21 protein-coding genes and 1 tRNA gene are annotated in these 16,438 nt (G+C 64.5%); 1 reads left to right on the top strand and 21 read right to left on the bottom strand.

Features of this window, described 5'->3' with window-relative positions:
- Positions 1-84: 84 nt before the first annotated feature.
- The 8 genes from WT60_RS02490 to WT60_RS02455 form a co-directional block, all read right to left on the bottom strand.
- Positions 85-1,296, bottom strand: a complete 1,212-nt coding sequence (locus WT60_RS02490; RefSeq protein ID WP_060355889.1) for an integrase arm-type DNA-binding domain-containing protein — start codon at positions 1,294-1,296, stop codon at positions 85-87.
- Positions 1,297-1,487: 191 nt separating this feature from the next.
- Positions 1,488-1,563: transfer RNA gene (locus WT60_RS02485), tRNA-Thr, on the bottom strand.
- 20 nt (positions 1,564-1,583) lie between these two features.
- Positions 1,584-2,117 (bottom strand): ClpXP protease specificity-enhancing factor, encoded by a 534-nt coding sequence (locus WT60_RS02480; protein ID WP_038754999.1) that lies wholly within the window; start codon positions 2,115-2,117, stop codon positions 1,584-1,586.
- A 71-nt stretch (positions 2,118-2,188) separates the two neighbouring features.
- Positions 2,189-2,800 carry a glutathione S-transferase N-terminal domain-containing protein gene (locus tag WT60_RS02475; protein WP_004185176.1) on the bottom strand — a complete coding sequence of 204 codons (612 nt, stop codon included), beginning with the start codon at positions 2,798-2,800 and terminating at the stop codon, positions 2,189-2,191.
- A gap of 93 nt (positions 2,801-2,893) precedes the next feature.
- Complete coding sequence (locus WT60_RS02470) at positions 2,894-3,652, bottom strand: cytochrome c1 (protein WP_038754985.1); 759 nt, start codon at positions 3,650-3,652, stop codon at positions 2,894-2,896.
- A gap of 21 nt (positions 3,653-3,673) precedes the next feature.
- Positions 3,674-5,056 (bottom strand): cytochrome bc complex cytochrome b subunit, encoded by a 1,383-nt coding sequence (locus tag WT60_RS02465; RefSeq protein WP_059577328.1) that lies wholly within the window; start codon positions 5,054-5,056, stop codon positions 3,674-3,676.
- Complete coding sequence (gene petA / locus WT60_RS02460) at positions 5,057-5,677, bottom strand: ubiquinol-cytochrome c reductase iron-sulfur subunit (RefSeq protein ID WP_038754979.1); 621 nt, start codon at positions 5,675-5,677, stop codon at positions 5,057-5,059. It lies immediately after the preceding gene.
- Between the two features lie 220 nt (positions 5,678-5,897).
- The gene (locus tag WT60_RS02455; RefSeq protein ID WP_038754977.1) at positions 5,898-6,644 is read right to left on the bottom strand and encodes a Nif3-like dinuclear metal center hexameric protein; all 747 of its coding nucleotides are present in this window, start codon (positions 6,642-6,644) and stop codon (positions 5,898-5,900) included.
- A 21-nt stretch (positions 6,645-6,665) separates the two neighbouring features.
- On the opposite strand from WT60_RS02455, the gene WT60_RS02450 reads away from it, so the two are divergent.
- Positions 6,666-7,874, top strand: coding sequence for a Do family serine endopeptidase (locus tag WT60_RS02450; protein WP_038754974.1), 1,209 nt, complete (start codon positions 6,666-6,668; stop codon positions 7,872-7,874).
- 357 nt (positions 7,875-8,231) lie between these two features.
- Here WT60_RS02450 and tatC read toward each other — a convergent pair whose 3' ends face one another.
- The 13 genes from tatC to hisC all read right to left on the bottom strand — a co-directional run bounded on the left by tatC (position 8,232) and on the right by hisC (position 16,358).
- A complete protein-coding gene (gene tatC, locus WT60_RS02445) occupies positions 8,232-9,014 on the bottom strand; it encodes a twin-arginine translocase subunit TatC (protein WP_038753787.1) in 783 nt (260 codons plus the stop codon).
- A gap of 38 nt (positions 9,015-9,052) precedes the next feature.
- Entirely contained in the window at positions 9,053-9,580 is a 528-nt protein-coding gene (gene tatB / locus WT60_RS02440) for a Sec-independent protein translocase protein TatB (protein WP_038753784.1), read from the bottom strand.
- Between the two features lie 26 nt (positions 9,581-9,606).
- Complete coding sequence (tatA, locus tag WT60_RS02435; protein ID WP_038753781.1) at positions 9,607-9,840, bottom strand: Sec-independent protein translocase subunit TatA; 234 nt, start codon at positions 9,838-9,840, stop codon at positions 9,607-9,609.
- Between the two features lie 88 nt (positions 9,841-9,928).
- A complete protein-coding gene (locus WT60_RS02430; protein ID WP_038753799.1) occupies positions 9,929-10,294 on the bottom strand; it encodes a histidine triad nucleotide-binding protein in 366 nt (121 codons plus the stop codon).
- A gap of 28 nt (positions 10,295-10,322) precedes the next feature.
- Complete coding sequence (locus tag WT60_RS02425; protein WP_060355890.1) at positions 10,323-10,712, bottom strand: DUF4870 domain-containing protein; 390 nt, start codon at positions 10,710-10,712, stop codon at positions 10,323-10,325.
- 52 nt (positions 10,713-10,764) lie between these two features.
- Positions 10,765-11,133 carry a phosphoribosyl-ATP diphosphatase gene (locus tag WT60_RS02420; protein ID WP_038753776.1) on the bottom strand — a complete coding sequence of 123 codons (369 nt, stop codon included), beginning with the start codon at positions 11,131-11,133 and terminating at the stop codon, positions 10,765-10,767.
- A complete protein-coding gene (hisI, locus tag WT60_RS02415) occupies positions 11,130-11,543 on the bottom strand; it encodes a phosphoribosyl-AMP cyclohydrolase (RefSeq protein WP_038753773.1) in 414 nt (137 codons plus the stop codon). Before hisI ends, WT60_RS02420 begins: the two co-directional genes overlap by 4 nt.
- On the bottom strand, positions 11,543-12,316 hold the full coding sequence (hisF, locus tag WT60_RS02410; RefSeq protein WP_038753770.1) for an imidazole glycerol phosphate synthase subunit HisF: 774 nt from the start codon (positions 12,314-12,316) through the stop codon (positions 11,543-11,545). The genes hisI and hisF overlap by 1 nt, the downstream gene beginning before the upstream one ends.
- Positions 12,317-12,398: 82 nt before the next feature.
- Positions 12,399-13,154, bottom strand: coding sequence for a 1-(5-phosphoribosyl)-5-[(5-phosphoribosylamino)methylideneamino]imidazole-4-carboxamide isomerase (hisA, locus tag WT60_RS02405; protein ID WP_038753768.1), 756 nt, complete (start codon positions 13,152-13,154; stop codon positions 12,399-12,401).
- A 167-nt stretch (positions 13,155-13,321) separates the two neighbouring features.
- Positions 13,322-13,963 (bottom strand): imidazole glycerol phosphate synthase subunit HisH, encoded by a 642-nt coding sequence (hisH, locus tag WT60_RS02400; protein WP_038753764.1) that lies wholly within the window; start codon positions 13,961-13,963, stop codon positions 13,322-13,324.
- The gene (locus WT60_RS02395; protein ID WP_038753762.1) at positions 13,960-14,580 is read right to left on the bottom strand and encodes a YchE family NAAT transporter; all 621 of its coding nucleotides are present in this window, start codon (positions 14,578-14,580) and stop codon (positions 13,960-13,962) included. Before WT60_RS02395 ends, hisH begins: the two co-directional genes overlap by 4 nt.
- Before the next feature lie 55 nt (positions 14,581-14,635).
- Positions 14,636-15,223: an imidazoleglycerol-phosphate dehydratase HisB gene (hisB, locus tag WT60_RS02390; protein ID WP_038753759.1), complete on the bottom strand. Its 588-nt coding sequence runs from the start codon at positions 15,221-15,223 to the stop codon at positions 14,636-14,638.
- Between the two features lie 64 nt (positions 15,224-15,287).
- Entirely contained in the window at positions 15,288-16,358 is a 1,071-nt protein-coding gene (gene hisC, locus WT60_RS02385; RefSeq protein WP_038753757.1) for a histidinol-phosphate transaminase, read from the bottom strand.
- Positions 16,359-16,438: the final 80 nt, after the last annotated feature.

The raw sequence follows: 16,438 nt of genomic DNA, 5'->3' as shown, positions 1-16,438 counted from the left end.
TTTTGATCAGCCACGTTAAGCGCGGCACCGGTACGTTACTCTTCGTTCATCTATTCGCAGGGATTCGGTGGTAAGCCACCGGCACTATGCAGCGCCCATCTGGACGATTTCTGCCCCTGCCTTGAGTTTGTCCAGATAGTCCGCCCACTTCTGCATCATCGCCCTCCGCTCCTTGATGAACTTCGTGCGGTTATATGCCTTGCCGAGTGTGTCGGGCACCGCATGAGCAAGCTGGTGCTCGATCACTTCGGGCTTTTGCTCCAGTTCCTCGTGAAGAATCGTGCGTGCCATCGCCCGGAAGCCGTGGCCGGTGATTTCGGTCCGCGTGTCGTAGCCCAGACGACGCAGAGCCGCATTGACTGCGGCATCGCTCATCGGGCGCTGAGCCGAACGCGCTCCCGGAAAGACGTAACGACCGTTGCCGGTCAGCGCCTGAAGCTCTCGCAGAATGTGAACGGCTTGCGTTGCGAGCGGAACCAGATGCTCGGTCTTCGTCTTGGTGACAAGGTATCGCCACTCGCCCTTATCAAGATCGAATTGAGCCCACTCGGCCTTGCGCAGTTCGCCGGGTCGAGTAAACAACATGGGCGCAAGCTTGAGCGCGCACAGGACAGGAAACGTACCGGAAAACCCGTCGAATGCCCGAAGCATGGCGCCGACCTTCGCGGGCTCGGTAATCGAAGCGAAGTGTGTCGTCTGCGCTGGCGGGATGGCATTGACCAAATCACGAGCCGGGTCAAACTTACAATAGCCTTCCTTGATTCCATAGCGGAATGCGCGACTGATCTCACCACGGACCTTGTGAGCCGTGAAACGAGCACCACGGCTGTCGATCCGCTTGAGGACCGTCAGAACTTCAGGGGCATCGATTTCCGCTACCGGTCGCTTGCCGATCCAAGGAAAAACATCCTTCTCGAAGCGAGCCTTGGTCTTCGCCATCGACCCAGCCGTAACATACGGCTTGAGTTCATCCATCCAGCCAAGCGCAACTGCCTCGAAGGAATTGGTCGCTGCCAGACGTACCGCCCGCTTATCGGCTTTCTTCGCTTCGCCTGGGTCAATGTCGGCCGCTAGCTTCTTCCGCGCGTCATCGCGCTTCTCGCGCGCAGCGGCCAACGAAACATCCGGATAGACGCCCAGTGCGAGCCGCTTCTCCTTGCCGGCGAAGCGATACTTGAGCCGCCAGTATTTCCCGCCCGAGGGCGCGACCTCCAGGTACATGCCGCCACCATCAGCAAGGCGGTACGGCTTTTCACGAGGCGTCGCTTTACGGACGGCGATGTCGGTCAATGGCATGGGGCACCTTACAACCCGAGGGGGCATTTTTCTCGGGGGCACTTGCCAGAAGCCCAGATTCCCCCGGAGGTGCCCCCACATGCCCCCGGATTCAGACGGGCATCGCTGGACAACGCTGGAATAAAAAAACCCGTGAAGCCTTATGCTATCACGGGTTTCTGGATTTCCGAGGATTCCCTCGGATGGGTGTTTGGTGCCGGCTGCAGGACTCGAACCCGCCACCTGATGATTACAAATCAACTGCTCTACCTGATGAGCTAAGCCGGCGTGGAATCAAAAATTCTACCTCATTTCACGATCTTGAGGCGAGGCCGGTTGCCTTTCGCGCCATCGTCATCGCCATCACCGTCGCCGTCCGACTTCGGCGCGTCGTCCGCGCGATCGCCGGGTTCCGGCACCGCCTCGTCCTCGCCCCGCGCACCGATGCCCGCAACCTGCCCGCCGGCATCGCCGCCGTCTTCCGCCGCGGCAAGCGCCTCGCCGCCGTCAGCATCGCCGGAGTCCGCCGCGGCGTCGACCTGAAACGCCATCCCCTGCCCATTCTCGCGCGCGTAGATCGCAAGCACGTTCGCGATTTGCACCTCGATCTTGTGCGCCTTGCCCGAGAACCGCGCGGTGAACTCGATCCATTCGTTGCCCATCTGCAGCTGGCTCGTCGCCTCGAAGCTGATGTTCAACACGATCTCGCCGTCGCGCACGAACTGGCGCGGCACGCGGGTCGACTTGTCGACCCGCACCGCGATGTGGGGTGTATATCCGTTGTCGGTGCACCACTCGTAGAGCGCGCGCAGCAAATACGGCTTCGTGGAAATCTCTTGCATCGCCATCCTCGAACGGAAACGGACACGGCGGCGCCTCGCCGCCGCATCTGCTCCCCAGTCACATACCGCTCTTAACGACGCATGACCTTTTCGGACGGCGTCAGCGCTTCGATATAGGCAGGACGGCTGAAGATCCGCTCTGCATACTTCATCAGCGGCGCGGCGTTCTTCGACAGCTCGATCCCGTAATGGTCGAGGCGCCACAAGAGCGGCGCGATCGCGACGTCGAGCATCGAGAATTCTTCGCCGAGCATGTACTTGTTTTTCAGAAAGATCGGCGCGAGCTGCGTCAGGCGATCGCGAATCGCGAGACGCGCCTTCTCGTGGCTCTTTTCCGCCGCCTTGCCCTTCTCGTTCTCGAGCGTGCTCACGTGCACGAACAGTTCCTTCTCGAAGTTGAGCAGGAACAGGCGCGCGCGCGCGCGCTGCACCGGATCGGCCGGCATCAGTTGCGGATGCGGGAAACGCTCGTCGATGTACTCGTTGATGATGTTCGATTCGTACAGGATCAGATCGCGTTCGACGAGAATCGGCACCTGTCCGTACGGGTTCATCACCGCGATGTCTTCTGGCTTGTTGAACAGGTCGACGTCGCGGATCTCGAAATCCATGCCCTTTTCGAACAGCACCAGCCGGCAACGCTGGGAAAACGGACAAGTCGTGCCGGAATACAGAACCATCATGTTTGCGTTTCCTCAAAAAGCTGAGGGCCAGCGCGCGGAAAAGCCGCTTGGCGGGCTTTTCCGCGCGCTGGCCCCACGCCAGTCACGGCGTGATTACTTGATATCTTTCCAGTAGGCGGCATTGAGCCGCCATGCGAAGAAAGTCAGGACACCGAGGAACAGCAGCACCCACACGCCAAGGCGTTTGCGGGTCTGCTGCGCCGGCTCGGACATCCAGCTCAGGTACGCGACCAGATCGCCGACGGCGGCATCGTAATCCACCGGCGAAAGCGTTCCGGGCGTCACCTGCTGGAACCCGGCGAGCTTGCGCACTTTCTCGCCCGTTTCCTCGTCCTTCTTTTCCTCGAATTTCGCAATGCGCTCCCCTTGAAGCTGCCACAGCACGTGAGGCATGCCGACGTTCGGGAACACGACGTTGTTCCAGCCCGTCGGCCGCGTATCGTCGCGGTAGAAAGTGCGCAGATACGTGTAGAGCCAATCACGGCTGCGGGCGCGCGCCTCGACGGACAGATCCGGCGGCGCAACGCCGAGCCAGTTCTTCGCGTCTTCCGGCCGCATCGCGACGGACATCGTGCTGCCGACCTTATCGGTCGCGAACAGGAGATTCTTCTCGATCTCCTTCTGCGAGATGCCGAGATCCGTCAGCCGGTTGTAGCGCATCAGGTTCGCACTATGGCAATTCAGGCAATAGTTTACAAACAATTGCGCGCCATGCTGCAAAGAGACGAGATTCTCCGTGTTATCGGGCGCCCGGTCGAGCGGAAATTCGCCCTCCTCGGCCCGCGCGGATGCGCTCGTCAGCAGACATGCCGACACAATAAACATTGCGAGCGCCGAAAGCAATTTCTTCATACGAATACCTCCTCGCTCACGTCAATGGGGTTTGAACCGCACGCGTTCGGGCGGCTGCTTGAATGTGCCGAGCCGCGACCAGAACGGCATGCCGAGGAAGAACGCGAAGTACACGAGCGCGCACACCTGCGCGATCAGCGTCGCGGCAGGCGACGGCGGCCGCGTGCCGAGGAACGCGAGCGTCATGAACACGGCGACGAAGATCCCGAAGAACACCTTGTGGAAGAACGGCCGGTAGCGGATCGATTTGACCGGGCTGCGGTCGAGCCACGGCAGGAAGAACAGCGTGACGACGGCCGCGCCCATCACGACGACGCCCCAGAACTTCGATTCGGTGAGGTACATGAAGACGACGAGCGCCGCGGCGAGCGCGGGCAGCGCGATCTTCCACTTGCCGCGCGCGCGCACGAGCGCGAGAAGGCCGAGCGCCGCGATCACGATCATCAGCACGATCTTGAACGGGTCGGTCGTCGCGCGCAGCATCGCGTAGAACGCGGTGAAGTACCAGACGGGCGCGATTTCCGGCGGCGTCTGCAGCGGGTTCGCCGGAATGAAGTTGTTCGCCTCGAGGAAGTAGCCGCCCATCTCCGGCATGAAGAACACGATCACCGCGAACACCATCAGGAACACGCAAACGCCGAAGAAGTCGTGCACCGAGTAGTACGGGTGGAACGGAATGCCGTCGAGCGGCACGCCCTTGTCGTCCTTCTTCTCCTTGATCTCGATGCCGTCCGGGTTATTCGACCCCACTTCGTGCAGCGCGATCAGGTGCGCGACGACAAGCAGCAGCAGCACGAGCGGAATCGCGATCACGTGGAACGCGAAGAAGCGGTTCAGCGTGACGTCGGACACGACGTAATCGCCGCGAATCCAGAGCGACAGGTCCGGGCCGATGAACGGGATCGCCGAGAACAGGTTCACGATCACCTGCGCGCCCCAGAACGACATCTGCCCCCACGGCAGCAGGTAGCCGAAGAACGCCTCGGCCATCAGGCACAGGAAGATCGCGCAGCCGAAGATCCACACGAGCTCGCGCGGCTTGCGGTACGAGCCGTACAGCAGGCCGCGGAACATGTGCAGGTAGACGACGACGAAGAACATCGACGCGCCCGTCGAGTGCATGTAGCGAATGAGCCAGCCCCACGGCACTTCGCGCATGATGTACTCGACCGACGCGAACGCGAGCGTCGAGTCGGGCTTGTAGTTCATCGTCAGGAAGATGCCGGTGACGATCTGGTTCACGAGCACGAGGAGCGCGAGCGAACCGAAGAAATACCAGACGTTGAAGTTCTTCGGCGCGTAGTACTCGGAAAGATGTTGCTTCCAGGTGGAAGTGAGGGGAAAGCGCCGGTCGACCCAGCCGAGCAGGCCTGTTGTGGAGATCTCTTTATTGTCGGTCGCCATTTACGCTTCTCCTTTCTCGTCCTTGCCGATCACGAGCGTCGTGGCCGACGTGAACATGTAAGGCGGGACGTCCAGATTCTGCGGCGCCGGCTTGTTCTTGAAGACCCTGCCGGCGAGGTCGTAGGTCGAGCCGTGGCACGGACAGAGAAAGCCGCCCGGCCAATCGTCGGGCAGGTTCGGCTGCGGCCCCGGCGTGAAACGCTGGCTCGGCGTGCAGCCGAGATGCGTGCACACCGCCATGACGACGAGAATGTTCTTGCGGTCGGTCCTCGACCGGTACTCGTTCGCGCAATACGACGGCAACGGCATCGAGTACGGGGATTTCGACTGCGGATCGGCGACTTCCTTGTCGGCCTTCACGACATCGGCGAGCATGTCGTCGGTGCGGTTCAGCACCCAGACCGGCTTGCCGCGCCAGGGAACCGTGAGCATTTCGCCCGGCTTGAGCGCGCCGATATCGACTTCGACGGGCGCGCCGGCCGCCTTAGCCTTGGTGGACGGCGCCAACGACGCCGCGAAAGGTACCACGGTTGCGACGCCACCGACGCCGCCCGCAACCGATGTCGCAATCAGCCAAGTCCGGCGGCCGCTGTCGACGTGTTCCTCTTCTTTGTCTCGCATCACACGCCCCAATTCTGAGTTGGATTTCCGTCACGACATTTCACACCGCCGCTAGTTTGCTCGAATGGAGTCGGCATTTACAAGACCCGGACGTTAAATACCTCCTGAAGCTATTATTAATCAAGGGTTTCCCCGAGCTATCGAAATTCCAGGTCCGATAATCGACGAAATCCGCACCGCAAGGCATTTCCGTTTGGATGCGGTGCGGCAATTCGCGCAGTTAAACCGGGTTATGAATATCGATAAAAATATGCTCGAGATCAAATCGCTCCGATAAATGCTGGCCGAGCGCCTGGATGCCGAATCGCTCGGTCGCATGGTGCCCCGCCGCAACGAATGCGACGCCGCTCTCGGCCGCCGCGTGCGTCACGTACTCGGATACTTCGCCCGTCAGGAACACGTCGGCGCCCGCGTCGATCGCCGCGTCGAAGAAGCTTTGCGCGCCGCCCGTGCACCACGCGACGCGGCGCAGTTGCTGGTCCTGGTCGCCCAGCACGAGCGGCGTGCGGCCGAGCGTGTTCTCGACCTTCGCGGCGAAATGTTCGAGCGAGACGGACATCGGCAACGTCGCGAGCCAGCCGAGATCCTGATCGCCGAAGCGGGCGTCGGCGATCAGGCCAAGACGCTCGCCGAGCTGCGCGTTGTTGCCGAGTTCGGGGTGCGCGTCGAGCGGCAGGTGGAACGCGAACAGGTTCAGGTCGTTCGCGAGCAGGCGCTTCAGGCGCTGATACTTGCGACCGGTGATCTGCGGCGCCTCGTTGCGCCAGAAGTAGCCGTGATGGACGAGCACCGCGTCCGCGCCCCATTCGAGGGCGCGATCGAGAAACGCGAGCGACGCCGTCACGCCGGTGGCGATTTTTTCGATCTTGCGACGGCCTTCCACCTGGAGGCCGTTCGGGCTGTAGTCCTTGAACCGCTCAATTTCGAGGGTATTGTTCAAGTACAATTCGAGTTCGATCCGATCCATATAAACCTCTAGTATCTTCAAATGCTTAGACGCTTCTGGCTGTTCTTCGCCCAAGCGGTGACGGTGCTGCTGGCACTGATGTTCATCGTGGCGACGCTCAAGCCGCAATGGCTGCAACGGCAGGGACAACTCGGCAAACAGCTCGCGGCGCCGATCGTCGCGCTGCGGGAAGTCGCACCCGGCGTCGGAGGCGCCCCGGCTCAATCCTCGTATGCGGACGCCGCGCAGAAGGCGATGCCCGCGGTCGTCAACGTATTCTCCAGCAAGGACGGTTCGCTGCCGCCCGATCCGCGCGCGAAGGACCCGCTCTTTCGCTATTTCTTCGGCGATCGCAACGCGCGCCGGCAGCAGGAGGAGCCCGCTGCCAATCTGGGGTCGGGCGTCATCGTAAGCTCGGAGGGTTACATTCTAACGAACCAGCACGTCGTCGACGGCGCGGACCAGATCGAAGTCGCGCTCGCCGACGGCCGCACGGCCACCGCGAAGGTGATCGGCAGCGATCCGGAAACCGATCTCGCGGTGCTCAAGATCAACATGACGAACCTGCCGACGATCACGCTCGGCCGCTCGGACCAGGCGCGCGTCGGCGACGTCGTGCTCGCGATCGGCAACCCGTTCGGCGTGGGCCAGACGGTGACGATGGGGATCATCAGCGCGCTCGGGCGCAACCACCTCGGCATCAACACGTTCGAGAATTTCATCCAGACCGACGCGCCGATCAATCCGGGCAACTCGGGCGGTGCGCTCGTCGACGTGAACGGCAACCTGCTCGGCATCAACACGGCGATCTACTCGCGCTCGGGCGGCTCGCTCGGCATCGGCTTCGCGATTCCCGTGTCGACCGCGCGCAACGTGCTCGAGAGCATCATCACGACGGGCGCCGTCACGCGCGGCTGGATCGGCGTCGAGCCGCAGGACGTGACGCCCGAGATCGCCGAATCGTTCAGCCTCGCGCAAAAATCGGGCGCGATCGTGGCGGGCGTGCTGCAAGGCGGCCCGGCCGACAAGGCGGGGATCAAGCCGGGCGATATCCTCGTGTCGATCGACGGCGAGGAAATCACCGATACGACGAAGCTGCTAAACGTGGTCGCGCAGATCAAGCCGGGCACGCCGGCGAAGGTGCATGTCGTGCGCAAGGGCAAGGAACTCGACGTGACGGTCGTGATCGGCAAGCGGCCGCCGCCGCCGAAACAGGCGCTCGACGACCAGAACAGCGACGAGGAACAGTGAGCGCCGGCGCGGCGCGCGCTTCGGAGCGGCCCTGGCCCCCCCGGCGCGGCCGAGCGACGATGCCGGCGCGGGCCGGGTGGCGTCGACGGTGGCATCCGCCTACGGTAGCGCGGCGGCAAACAAAAAGGCAACCCGATGGGTTGCCTTTTTCGTTCCGATGCGCCGATCCCGCCGACTGCCGCGACCGGCGGAACGGGGCGGACCTTGAAACGGTGCCTGTGCGGCCCCCGACGCCGCCGATCGCGCCCCGCAAGATTCTTCAGCGTACCGGATTCGCGCCGAAGCACGCCTGGGCAGCGCCTCCTCCCCCGGGCGAAACCGGCGCCCCCCCCTCTCGATCACCCCGAGTCGGCCCGTTCAGCTCGCCGCGGCCTTGCCCTTGTCCTCTTCCTTCGGCGGCGGCTTGACGAAGAGCCGCGCCGCGATGATCCCCGCCTCGTACAGCAGCACGAGCGGCAGCGCGAGCATCAGCTGCGAGAACACGTCGGGCGGCGTCACGACGGCCGCGACGACGAACGCGCCGACGATCACGTACGGCCGGATCTCCTTGAGCTTCTGCACGGTCAGCACGCCCATCCGCACGAGCAAGACGACGACGATCGGCACCTCGAACGTCACCCCGAACGCGATGAACATCCCGAGCACGAAACTCAGATAATTGTCGATGTCGGTCGACATCTCGGCGCCGAGCGGCGCGTTGTAGTGCGCCATCACGCGGAAGATCGTCGGAAACACGAGGAAGTACGCGAACGCCATGCCGCACAGAAACAGGAAGTAGCTGCTGCCGACGAGCGGCAAGACGAGCTTCTTCTCGTGCTGGTAGAGCCCGGGAGCCACGAAGGCCCAGATCTGGTACAGCACGAACGGCAGCGCGATCACGAGCGCGACGAGCATCGTCACCTTCATCGGCACGAAGAACGAGCCGGTGACGTCGGTCACGATCATCTTGCCGCCCTTCGGCAGGTTCTCCATCAGCGGCCGCGCAAGCAGCCGGAAGATATCGGGCGCCCAGTAGACGAGCCCGAGGAACACGACGATCACGGCCGCGCCCGCCTTGATGATGCGGTCGCGCAGCTCGACGAGATGAGAGATGAAGGTTTCTTCCGGACCTTCGTCCGGATTGTGCTGGGGGTCGCTCACGCCGGCCCTCGGTTGAAGTGTCTAGCGCCGATCATCGATCAGAAGAAACGCGCCGGACGGCGCAGGCTCGCCGGCTGGTGTCGCGCGACGCGCGCGGCGCCCGACTGCACCTGCGTACGGCGCATCGTCGCGCGCTTGTACCAGACGGGCGTCACCGTCTTCTTCACGCGCCAGTTGCGGCGCTTCGCCGACGCGGCGGCGAAGGTGCGCCACGACGGCTCGTCGAACGACGCGGGCGCGCCGCCCGATGCGTCCGCGGCCGCCGAATCGCCCGACGACCCGGCCGAATTCCACGCGGCGTTCAGATCGCGCTCGTGCTCGCGCAGGTTGTCGTGGATCGTGTTCTCGACGTTGCGCGCCGCCTGCTCGAAATCGGTCTTCATCGTGCGCAGCGCATCGAGCTCGATCTCGCGCGAGACTTCCGCCTTCACGTCGTTGATGTAGCGCTGCGCGCGCCCGAACAGCGCGCCCGCCGTCCGCGCGACGCGCGGCAGCCGCTCGGGGCCGAGCACGACGAGCGCGACGACGCCGATGAGCGCCATCTTCGAAAGACCGAGATCGAGCATCGCGACGCCCCGTCAGTGTCCGCGCGTCACGCCTTGTTCGAATCCGACGAACGCGCCGCGTCCTTCGCGTCGACGTTCACCGAGCCCGAGCGCGGCAGTTGCTGCGCGTCAGCGGGGGTTTCGCTCTCCTTCATGCCATCCTTGAAACCCTTGACCGCACTGCCGAGATCGTTGCCGATATTGCGCAGCTTCTTCGTGCCGAACACCAGCGCGACGATCAGCAACACGATCAGCCAGTGCCAAATACTCAATCCGCCCATGATGAAACTCTCCTAAACCTCGCCGGTTTCGCGGCGCAAATCACCGGCCCCGTGCCGGCTTCGTTCGGATGGCGGGCCGCCCGCCATCTCATCCCATCCGGCGCCACGGACGCGGCCCGGCCAGAATATGCGCGTGCAGGTGATAGACCTCCTGCCCGCCGCCCGGCCCGGTGTTGATTACCGTCCGGAACCCGGTTTCGCCGCCCGTGTACGCGCAACCCAACTGCTCGGCGAGCCGCGCGACGAGAACCATCATTCTACCAAGCAGCGGCGCGTCGTCCGCGGTGACGGAAGACAGCGTCGGCACGTGCTTGCGCGGTATCACGAGCACGTGCGTGTCGGCCGCGGGCCGGATGTCCCGGAAGGCGACGAACTCGTCGTCCTCGTGCACCTTCGTGCTCGGAATCTCGCCTGCCGCGATCTTGCAGAACAGGCAATTCGGGTCGTGACTCATCGTGTTCCTCAACGCGTCCCGCAACGCGTCAGAACCACGCCTGTGGATCGAGCGTCTTGTTGTCGTTCAAGTACAGCCAGCCTTTGATGATACGGTACAGCGTCCAGATCCACACCGCGCCCAGCACGATGAAGCCGATCCCGACGAACAGCAGCGCGAAACCGATCAGATACGCGATCAGCGCGCGCCAGAACGTACGGATCTGCCATTCGAAATGGGCCTGGTATGCGGTGCCCAGCGCATCGTCGCGTTTCACGTAGTTGATGATGATCGCGACGATGCCCGTGATGCCGCCCGTCAACCAGTGAATCGCGTACAGCAGATAGAGGATGTGCGTCAGCGTGCGCAACGATTGCTGGCGTTCGCCCTCGGTCGCACTCTGGAACGACGGCGGATATTGGTTCGGCGACTCTGGCATGATGCTATTCCCCTTTGATGACAAATCTCACGCGGCGTGTGGCCGCATCGGCTCACCCGCCATTTTCTTCGCGCTCGCGACGCTTGCGCAGCGCCTTTTCCTCGATGCCCGACATCCCTTCGCGGCGCTCGAGCTCGGCGATCACGTCGGCGGGGCTCAGGTCGAAGTGAGACAGCGCGACGAGGCAGTGAAACCACAGGTCCGCGATCTCGCCGACGAGCGCGGAAGGCGCGCCGCCCTGGCGGACGTCCTTCGCGGCGAGCACGACCTCGGTCGCTTCCTCGCCGATCTTCTTCAGGACCGCGTCGTCGCCCTTGTGAAAGAGGCGCGACACGTACGATTGCTCGGGATCGCCGCCCTTGCGGCTGTCGATCACGGCGGCCAAGCGCAGCAGCGTGTCTTCGATCGTCGATTGCGTCATTTGTAGATATGTTCGGGATCTTTGAGCACCGGATCGACCGCGACCCATTCGCCGCCGTCGACGGTGCCCTCGAATTTCTGGAAAAAGCACGAGCGCCGGCCCGTGTGGCACGCGATGCCCGCGACCTGCTCGACCTTCAGCAGCACGACGTCCTCGTCGCAATCGAGCCGCACTTCGTGCACGTGCTGCACGTGGCCCGACTCCTCGCCCTTGAACCACAGGCGCTGCCGCGAGCGCGAGTAGTACACCGCTCGCTTCAGTTCGATCGTCTTCGCCAACGCGTCGCGGTTCATCCACGCGAACATCAGCACGTCGTTCGTCGCCGCGTCCTGCGCGATCACCGGCACGAGGCCGTTCGCGTCCCAGCGGACCTTGTCGAGCCAGTCGCCCGGCTTCACTGCTTCGTTCATCACAACCTCACCGCAATGCCACGCTCGGCCATGTAGCGCTTCGCCTCGCCGACCGTGTGCTCGCCGTAGTGGAAAATGCTCGCGGCCAGCACGGCGTCCGCGTGGCCTTCGACGATGCCCGCCGCGAGGTGCTCGAGCGAGCCGACGCCGCCCGACGCGATCACGGGCACGGGCACCGCGTCCGACACCGCGCGCGTGAGCGCGAGATCGAAGCCCGCCTTCGTGCCGTCGCGGTCCATGCTCGTGAGCAGGATCTCGCCCGCGCCGAGCTCGGCCATCTTGCGCGCCCACTCGACCGCGTCGAGGCCCGTGCCCTTGCGGCCGCCGTGCGTGAAGACCTCCCAGCGCGGCGGCTCGCCCTCGGCCGACACGCGCTTCGCGTCGATCGCGACGACGATGCACTGCGAGCCGTACTTGTCGGCCGCGTCGCGCACGAGCTGCGGGTTCGCGACCGCCGACGAGTTCATGCTGACCTTGTCCGCGCCGGCGTTCAGCAGGCGCCGTACGTCCTCGACCGCGCGCACGCCGCCGCCCACCGTGAGCGGAATGAACACCTGCGACGCGACCGCCTCGATGATCGGCAGGATCAGGTCGCGCCCGTCCGACGTCGCGGTGATGTCGAGGAACGTGAGTTCGTCGGCGCCCTGCTCGTCGTAGCGCCGCGCGATCTCGACGGGGTCTCCCGCGTCGCGCAGCTCGACGAAATTGACGCCCTTGACGACGCGCCCGGCGGTCACGTCGAGACAGGGGATGATGCGTTTAGCTAGAGCCATGATGTTACGCGGCATGCCGCGGGTAATGCCGTCCGCGCGCGGCGGACGGCTGGGCGAAAAGGCGTGGCGCCGAGGCGGCGCGTCAGGCGTCGTCGAGCTCGCCGTTCAGTTCGTCCGCGCGCTTTTGCGCGGCGGCGAAATCGAGGTCGCCCGAGTAGATCGCGCGGCCGCAGATCACGCCTTCGATGCCTTCGACTTCCACTTCGCAGAGCTTCTCGATGTCGCCGATGTTCGACAGGCCGCCGCTCGCGATCACCGGAATGCCGACCGCCTGCGCGAGCTTCACCGTCGCCTCGATGTTGATGCCTTGCAGCATCCCGTCGCGGCCGATGTCCGTGTAGACGATCGACTCGACGCCGTAATCCTCGAACTTGCGCGCGAGATCGATCACTTCATGGCCCGTGAGCTTGCTCCAGCCGTCGGTGGCGACCTTGCCGTCCTTCGCGTCGAGGCCGACGATGATGTTGCCCGCGAACGCGCTGCACGCGTCCTGCAGGAAGCCCGGGTCCTTCACCGCCGCCGTGCCGATGATCACGTACGACAGCCCGGCGTCCAGGTACTTCTCGATCGTCTCGAGGCTGCGGATGCCGCCGCCCAGTTGCACGGGGACTTCGTCGCCCACTTCGCCGAGGATCGCCTCGATCGCCTCGAGATTTTTCGGCTTGCCGGCGAACGCGCCGTTCAGGTCGACGAGATGCAGACGCCGCGCGCCGAGATCGACCCATTTACGGGCCATCGCCGCAGGATCCTCGGAAAAAATCGTCGCTTGGTCCATATCGCCTTGTTTGAGGCGCACACACTGACCGTCTTTAAGATCGATGGCCGGAATCAGCAGCATAGCAATCGGGTGTTGTCAGGGAAAAATGAAGAGATCACAAAAGACGTGCGCCGCCCATCCGGCGCGACGCCGTCTCGCTAGTTTAGTACAACTCTTTCTGCGTATCCGCTCGCGAAGCCCGTGCGGCGGGCGTTTTGCACCCGCCGGGTGTGGCTCTCGCGCCACGTTCAGGGGTTCCAGTGGACAAAATTCCGGTATAGCCGCAGCCCCACTTCGGCGCTCTTCTCCGGGTGAAATTGGGTCGCGAAGAGATTGTCACACGCGACCGCGGACGTAAAGACCTCGCCGTACGGGGTCTCGCCCGCGACGTGCGCCGGGTTGTCCGGCACCACGTAGTAGCTGTGCACGAAATAGAAGTACGCGTCGTCCGGCACGCCTTCCCATAACGGGTGCGGCTGTGTCTGATGCACCCGGTTCCAGCCCATCTGCGGCACCTTGAAGCGGGAGCCGTCGTCCTGCAGCCGGCCTTCGAGCTCGAAGCGCAGCACCTTGCCCGGCAACAGGCCGAGGCCCTCCGTGTCGCCTTCGGCGCTCCAGTCGAACAGCATCTGCTCGCCCACGCACACGCCGAGCAGCGGCTTCGCGCGCGACGCCTCGATCACCGCATCCTGCAGGCCGGACTCGCCGAGGCACCGCATGCAGTCGGGCATCGCGCCCTGGCCCGGCAGCACGACGCGGTCCGCCGCGCGGATCGCCTCGGGCCGGTCGACGATCTTCACGTCGGCGGCGGGTTCCGCCTTCATGAGCGCCTGCGCGACCGAGCGCAGGTTGCCCATTCCATAATCCACAATCGCAATCGAAGTTTTCATGTCAGTGCAGGCAACAATGCCTTCAGTCCGTCGACGATGAATTCCACCGCCAGCGCCGACAGCATCAATCCCATCAGACGCGTGACGATGTTGATGCCGGTGCGGCCGATCCAGTGCGCGATCGGCTCGGCGAGCCGCATCGCGAAAAAACAGATGAGCGCGAGCGCCGCGCCGATCGCGACGAGCCCGAGCCGGTCGTACCAGTGCCGGGCGTTCGCCGCGTAGACGATCACCGTGCTGATCGAGCCCGGCCCCGTCAGCAGCGGAATCGCAAGCGGCACGACGGCGATGCTGTTCTTCGACTCCGCCTCGTCGCGCTCCTCGGGCGTCGACCGGGTGTTGCCGATCTGCGCGTTCAGCATCGAAATCGCCATCAGCAGCATGATGATCCCGCCGCCGGCCTCGAGCGAGCCCACCGAGATCCCGAAGAAATCGATGATCTGCTGGCCGAGCAGCGTCGTCACCGCGATCACGCAGAACACGGAGACCGTCGCGACGCGGATCGTGTGCCGCCGCTCGGCTTCCGTCTGCTGCGCCGTCAGGCTCAGGAAAAACGGCACCGCGCCGAGCGGATTGATCAGCGCGAGCAGGGAGATGAACGATTTGAGCAGATCCATCGCAAGCCGGCGCAGCCGCCGCGGCCAGTGGGGTCGTGTTCGCTCCGGCCGGGAATCAGAGGCTGCCCTTCGTCGACGGGATCTGCCCCGCCGCACGCTCGTCGAGCTCCACCGCCATCCTGAGCGCGCGGCCGAACGCCTTGAACACCGTCTCGAGCTGATGGTGCGCATTGACGCCGCGCAGGTTGTCGACATGCAGCGTCACGCCCGCATGATTGACGAAGCCGCGAAAGAATTCGATCGACAGGTCGACGTCGAACGTGCCGATCCGCGCGCGCGTGAACGGCACGTGGAATTCGAGGCCCGGACGCCCGGAGAAGTCGATCACGACGCGCGACAGCGCCTCGTCGAGCGGCACGTACGAATGGCCGTAGCGGCGAATGCCCTTCTTGTCGCCGATCGCCTTCGCGACCGCCTGGCCGAGCGTGATGCCGACGTCCTCGACCGTATGGTGGTCGTCGATGTGCGTATCGCCATGCGCTTCGATGTCGAGATCGACGAGACCATGGCGCGCGATCTGATCGAGCATATGGTCGAGGAACGGGACGCCCGTCGCGAGCTTCTGCTTGCCGGTGCCGTCGAGGTCGAGCTTCACACGGATCTGCGTTTCGCTGGTATTGCGAACGACTTCCGCCACGCGCATGGTGATTCCTTGAATTGACTGGTGTAAATGGGGGACGGGAAAGGCGGCGCCCCGGGGTGGCCCGTCAGGGCAGCGCCAACTTCAATGCGGCCAGCAGGCGCGCGTTTTCTTCGGGAGACCCAACCGTTACGCGCACGCAATTGGCGAGCAATGGGTGCATTTTACTCACGTTTTTGATCAGCACCCGCTCGGTCAAAAGTACGTCGAACACGGCGGCCGCGTCCGGCACCCGCACGAGCAGGAAATTGCCCGCGCTCGGGAACACCGTCGCGCCCGGCAGCGCGCCGATCGCGTGCGCGAGCGCCGCGCGCGCGTCGCGCAGTTGCGCGGCCTGCGCGTCGAGCACGTCGAGGCGCTCGAGCAGGAATTCGGCCGCCGCCTGCGTCAGCACGTTCACGTTGTACGGCGGGCGCACCTTGTCGAACTGCGCGAGCCACGCGGGCAACCCGACCAGATAGCCGAGGCGAATGCCCGCGAGGCCGAGCTTCGACATCGTGCGCATCACGACGACGTTGTCGAACGCCGCCGCGCGCGGCAGCCAGCTGCGCTGCGCGAACGGCTGGTAAGCCTCGTCGATCACGACGAGGCTCGCGCTCGCCGCCGCGATGATCCGCTCGATGTCCTCGTCCGGATACAGCGTGCCCGTCGGGTTGTTCGGATAGGCGAGATAGACGAGCGCCGGCCGGTGCTCGGCGATCGCCGCGAGCATCGCGTCGACGTCGAGCGTCAGATCCGCCGCGAGCGGCACGCCGACGAACTCGAGCTGCGCGAACTTCGCCGACAGCTCGTACATCACGAAGCCCGGCAGCGGCGCGAGCACTTTCGCGCCCGGCTTCGCGCACGCCATCGCGAGCATGCTGATGATCTCGTCGGAACCGTTGCCGAGCAGCACGTCGCACGCGGCGGGCACGCCCATCGCCGCGCGCAGCTTGTCGATCAGCGCGGCGGGACGCGGCGCCGGATAGCGGTTCAGCGCGACGTGCGCGAGCCGCTCGCCGAGCTCCGCCGCAAGCGGCGCGGGCAGCGAATACGGGTTCTCCATCGCGTCGAGCTTCACGAAGCCCGTGGCGTCCGGCACCGGGTAGCTCGTCATCGCGAGCACGTCGCGGCGGATGATGTCTTCTGGCGTAGTCATGTCGGCAGCGGCGCGCAGGCGCCGGCGTGGCCCCGGCCGAAGCGCCCTCGCGCGACGCCTGCGCCGCGCGGCGGGCCGCC

This window comes from Burkholderia sp. MSMB617WGS (assembly GCF_001532025.2).
Lineage (GTDB): Bacteria > Pseudomonadota > Gammaproteobacteria > Burkholderiales > Burkholderiaceae > Burkholderia > Burkholderia savannae.
The sequence above is the reverse complement of the archived record's forward strand: the minus strand, read 5'-3'. Positions and strand labels throughout refer to the sequence as shown.

What these genes read in the sequence shown, in the direction of transcription:
- WT60_RS02490 (WP_060355889.1), bottom strand. Translation starts at nt 1,296, where the DNA reads ATGCCATTGACCGACATCGCCGTCCGTAAAGCGACGCCTCGTGAAAAG.
- WT60_RS02480 (WP_038754999.1), bottom strand. Translation starts at nt 2,117, where the DNA reads ATGCAAGAGATTTCCACGAAGCCGTATTTGCTGCGCGCGCTCTACGAG.
- WT60_RS02475 (WP_004185176.1), bottom strand. Translation starts at nt 2,800, where the DNA reads ATGATGGTTCTGTATTCCGGCACGACTTGTCCGTTTTCCCAGCGTTGC.
- WT60_RS02470 (WP_038754985.1), bottom strand. Translation starts at nt 3,652, where the DNA reads ATGAAGAAATTGCTTTCGGCGCTCGCAATGTTTATTGTGTCGGCATGT.
- WT60_RS02465 (WP_059577328.1), bottom strand. Translation starts at nt 5,056, where the DNA reads ATGGCGACCGACAATAAAGAGATCTCCACAACAGGCCTGCTCGGCTGG.
- petA (WP_038754979.1), bottom strand. Translation starts at nt 5,677, where the DNA reads ATGCGAGACAAAGAAGAGGAACACGTCGACAGCGGCCGCCGGACTTGG.
- WT60_RS02455 (WP_038754977.1), bottom strand. Translation starts at nt 6,644, where the DNA reads ATGGATCGGATCGAACTCGAATTGTACTTGAACAATACCCTCGAAATT.
- WT60_RS02450 (WP_038754974.1), top strand. Translation starts at nt 6,666, where the DNA reads ATGCTTAGACGCTTCTGGCTGTTCTTCGCCCAAGCGGTGACGGTGCTG.
- tatB (WP_038753784.1), bottom strand. Translation starts at nt 9,580, where the DNA reads ATGCTCGATCTCGGTCTTTCGAAGATGGCGCTCATCGGCGTCGTCGCG.
- tatA (WP_038753781.1), bottom strand. Translation starts at nt 9,840, where the DNA reads ATGGGCGGATTGAGTATTTGGCACTGGCTGATCGTGTTGCTGATCGTC.
- WT60_RS02430 (WP_038753799.1), bottom strand. Translation starts at nt 10,294, where the DNA reads ATGAGTCACGACCCGAATTGCCTGTTCTGCAAGATCGCGGCAGGCGAG.
- WT60_RS02425 (WP_060355890.1), bottom strand. Translation starts at nt 10,712, where the DNA reads ATGCCAGAGTCGCCGAACCAATATCCGCCGTCGTTCCAGAGTGCGACC.
- WT60_RS02420 (WP_038753776.1), bottom strand. Translation starts at nt 11,133, where the DNA reads ATGACGCAATCGACGATCGAAGACACGCTGCTGCGCTTGGCCGCCGTG.
- hisI (WP_038753773.1), bottom strand. Translation starts at nt 11,543, where the DNA reads ATGAACGAAGCAGTGAAGCCGGGCGACTGGCTCGACAAGGTCCGCTGG.
- hisF (WP_038753770.1), bottom strand. Translation starts at nt 12,316, where the DNA reads ATGGCTCTAGCTAAACGCATCATCCCCTGTCTCGACGTGACCGCCGGG.
- hisA (WP_038753768.1), bottom strand. Translation starts at nt 13,154, where the DNA reads ATGCTGCTGATTCCGGCCATCGATCTTAAAGACGGTCAGTGTGTGCGC.
- hisH (WP_038753764.1), bottom strand. Translation starts at nt 13,963, where the DNA reads ATGAAAACTTCGATTGCGATTGTGGATTATGGAATGGGCAACCTGCGC.
- WT60_RS02395 (WP_038753762.1), bottom strand. Translation starts at nt 14,580, where the DNA reads ATGGATCTGCTCAAATCGTTCATCTCCCTGCTCGCGCTGATCAATCCG.
- hisB (WP_038753759.1), bottom strand. Translation starts at nt 15,223, where the DNA reads ATGCGCGTGGCGGAAGTCGTTCGCAATACCAGCGAAACGCAGATCCGT.
- hisC (WP_038753757.1), bottom strand. Translation starts at nt 16,358, where the DNA reads ATGACTACGCCAGAAGACATCATCCGCCGCGACGTGCTCGCGATGACG.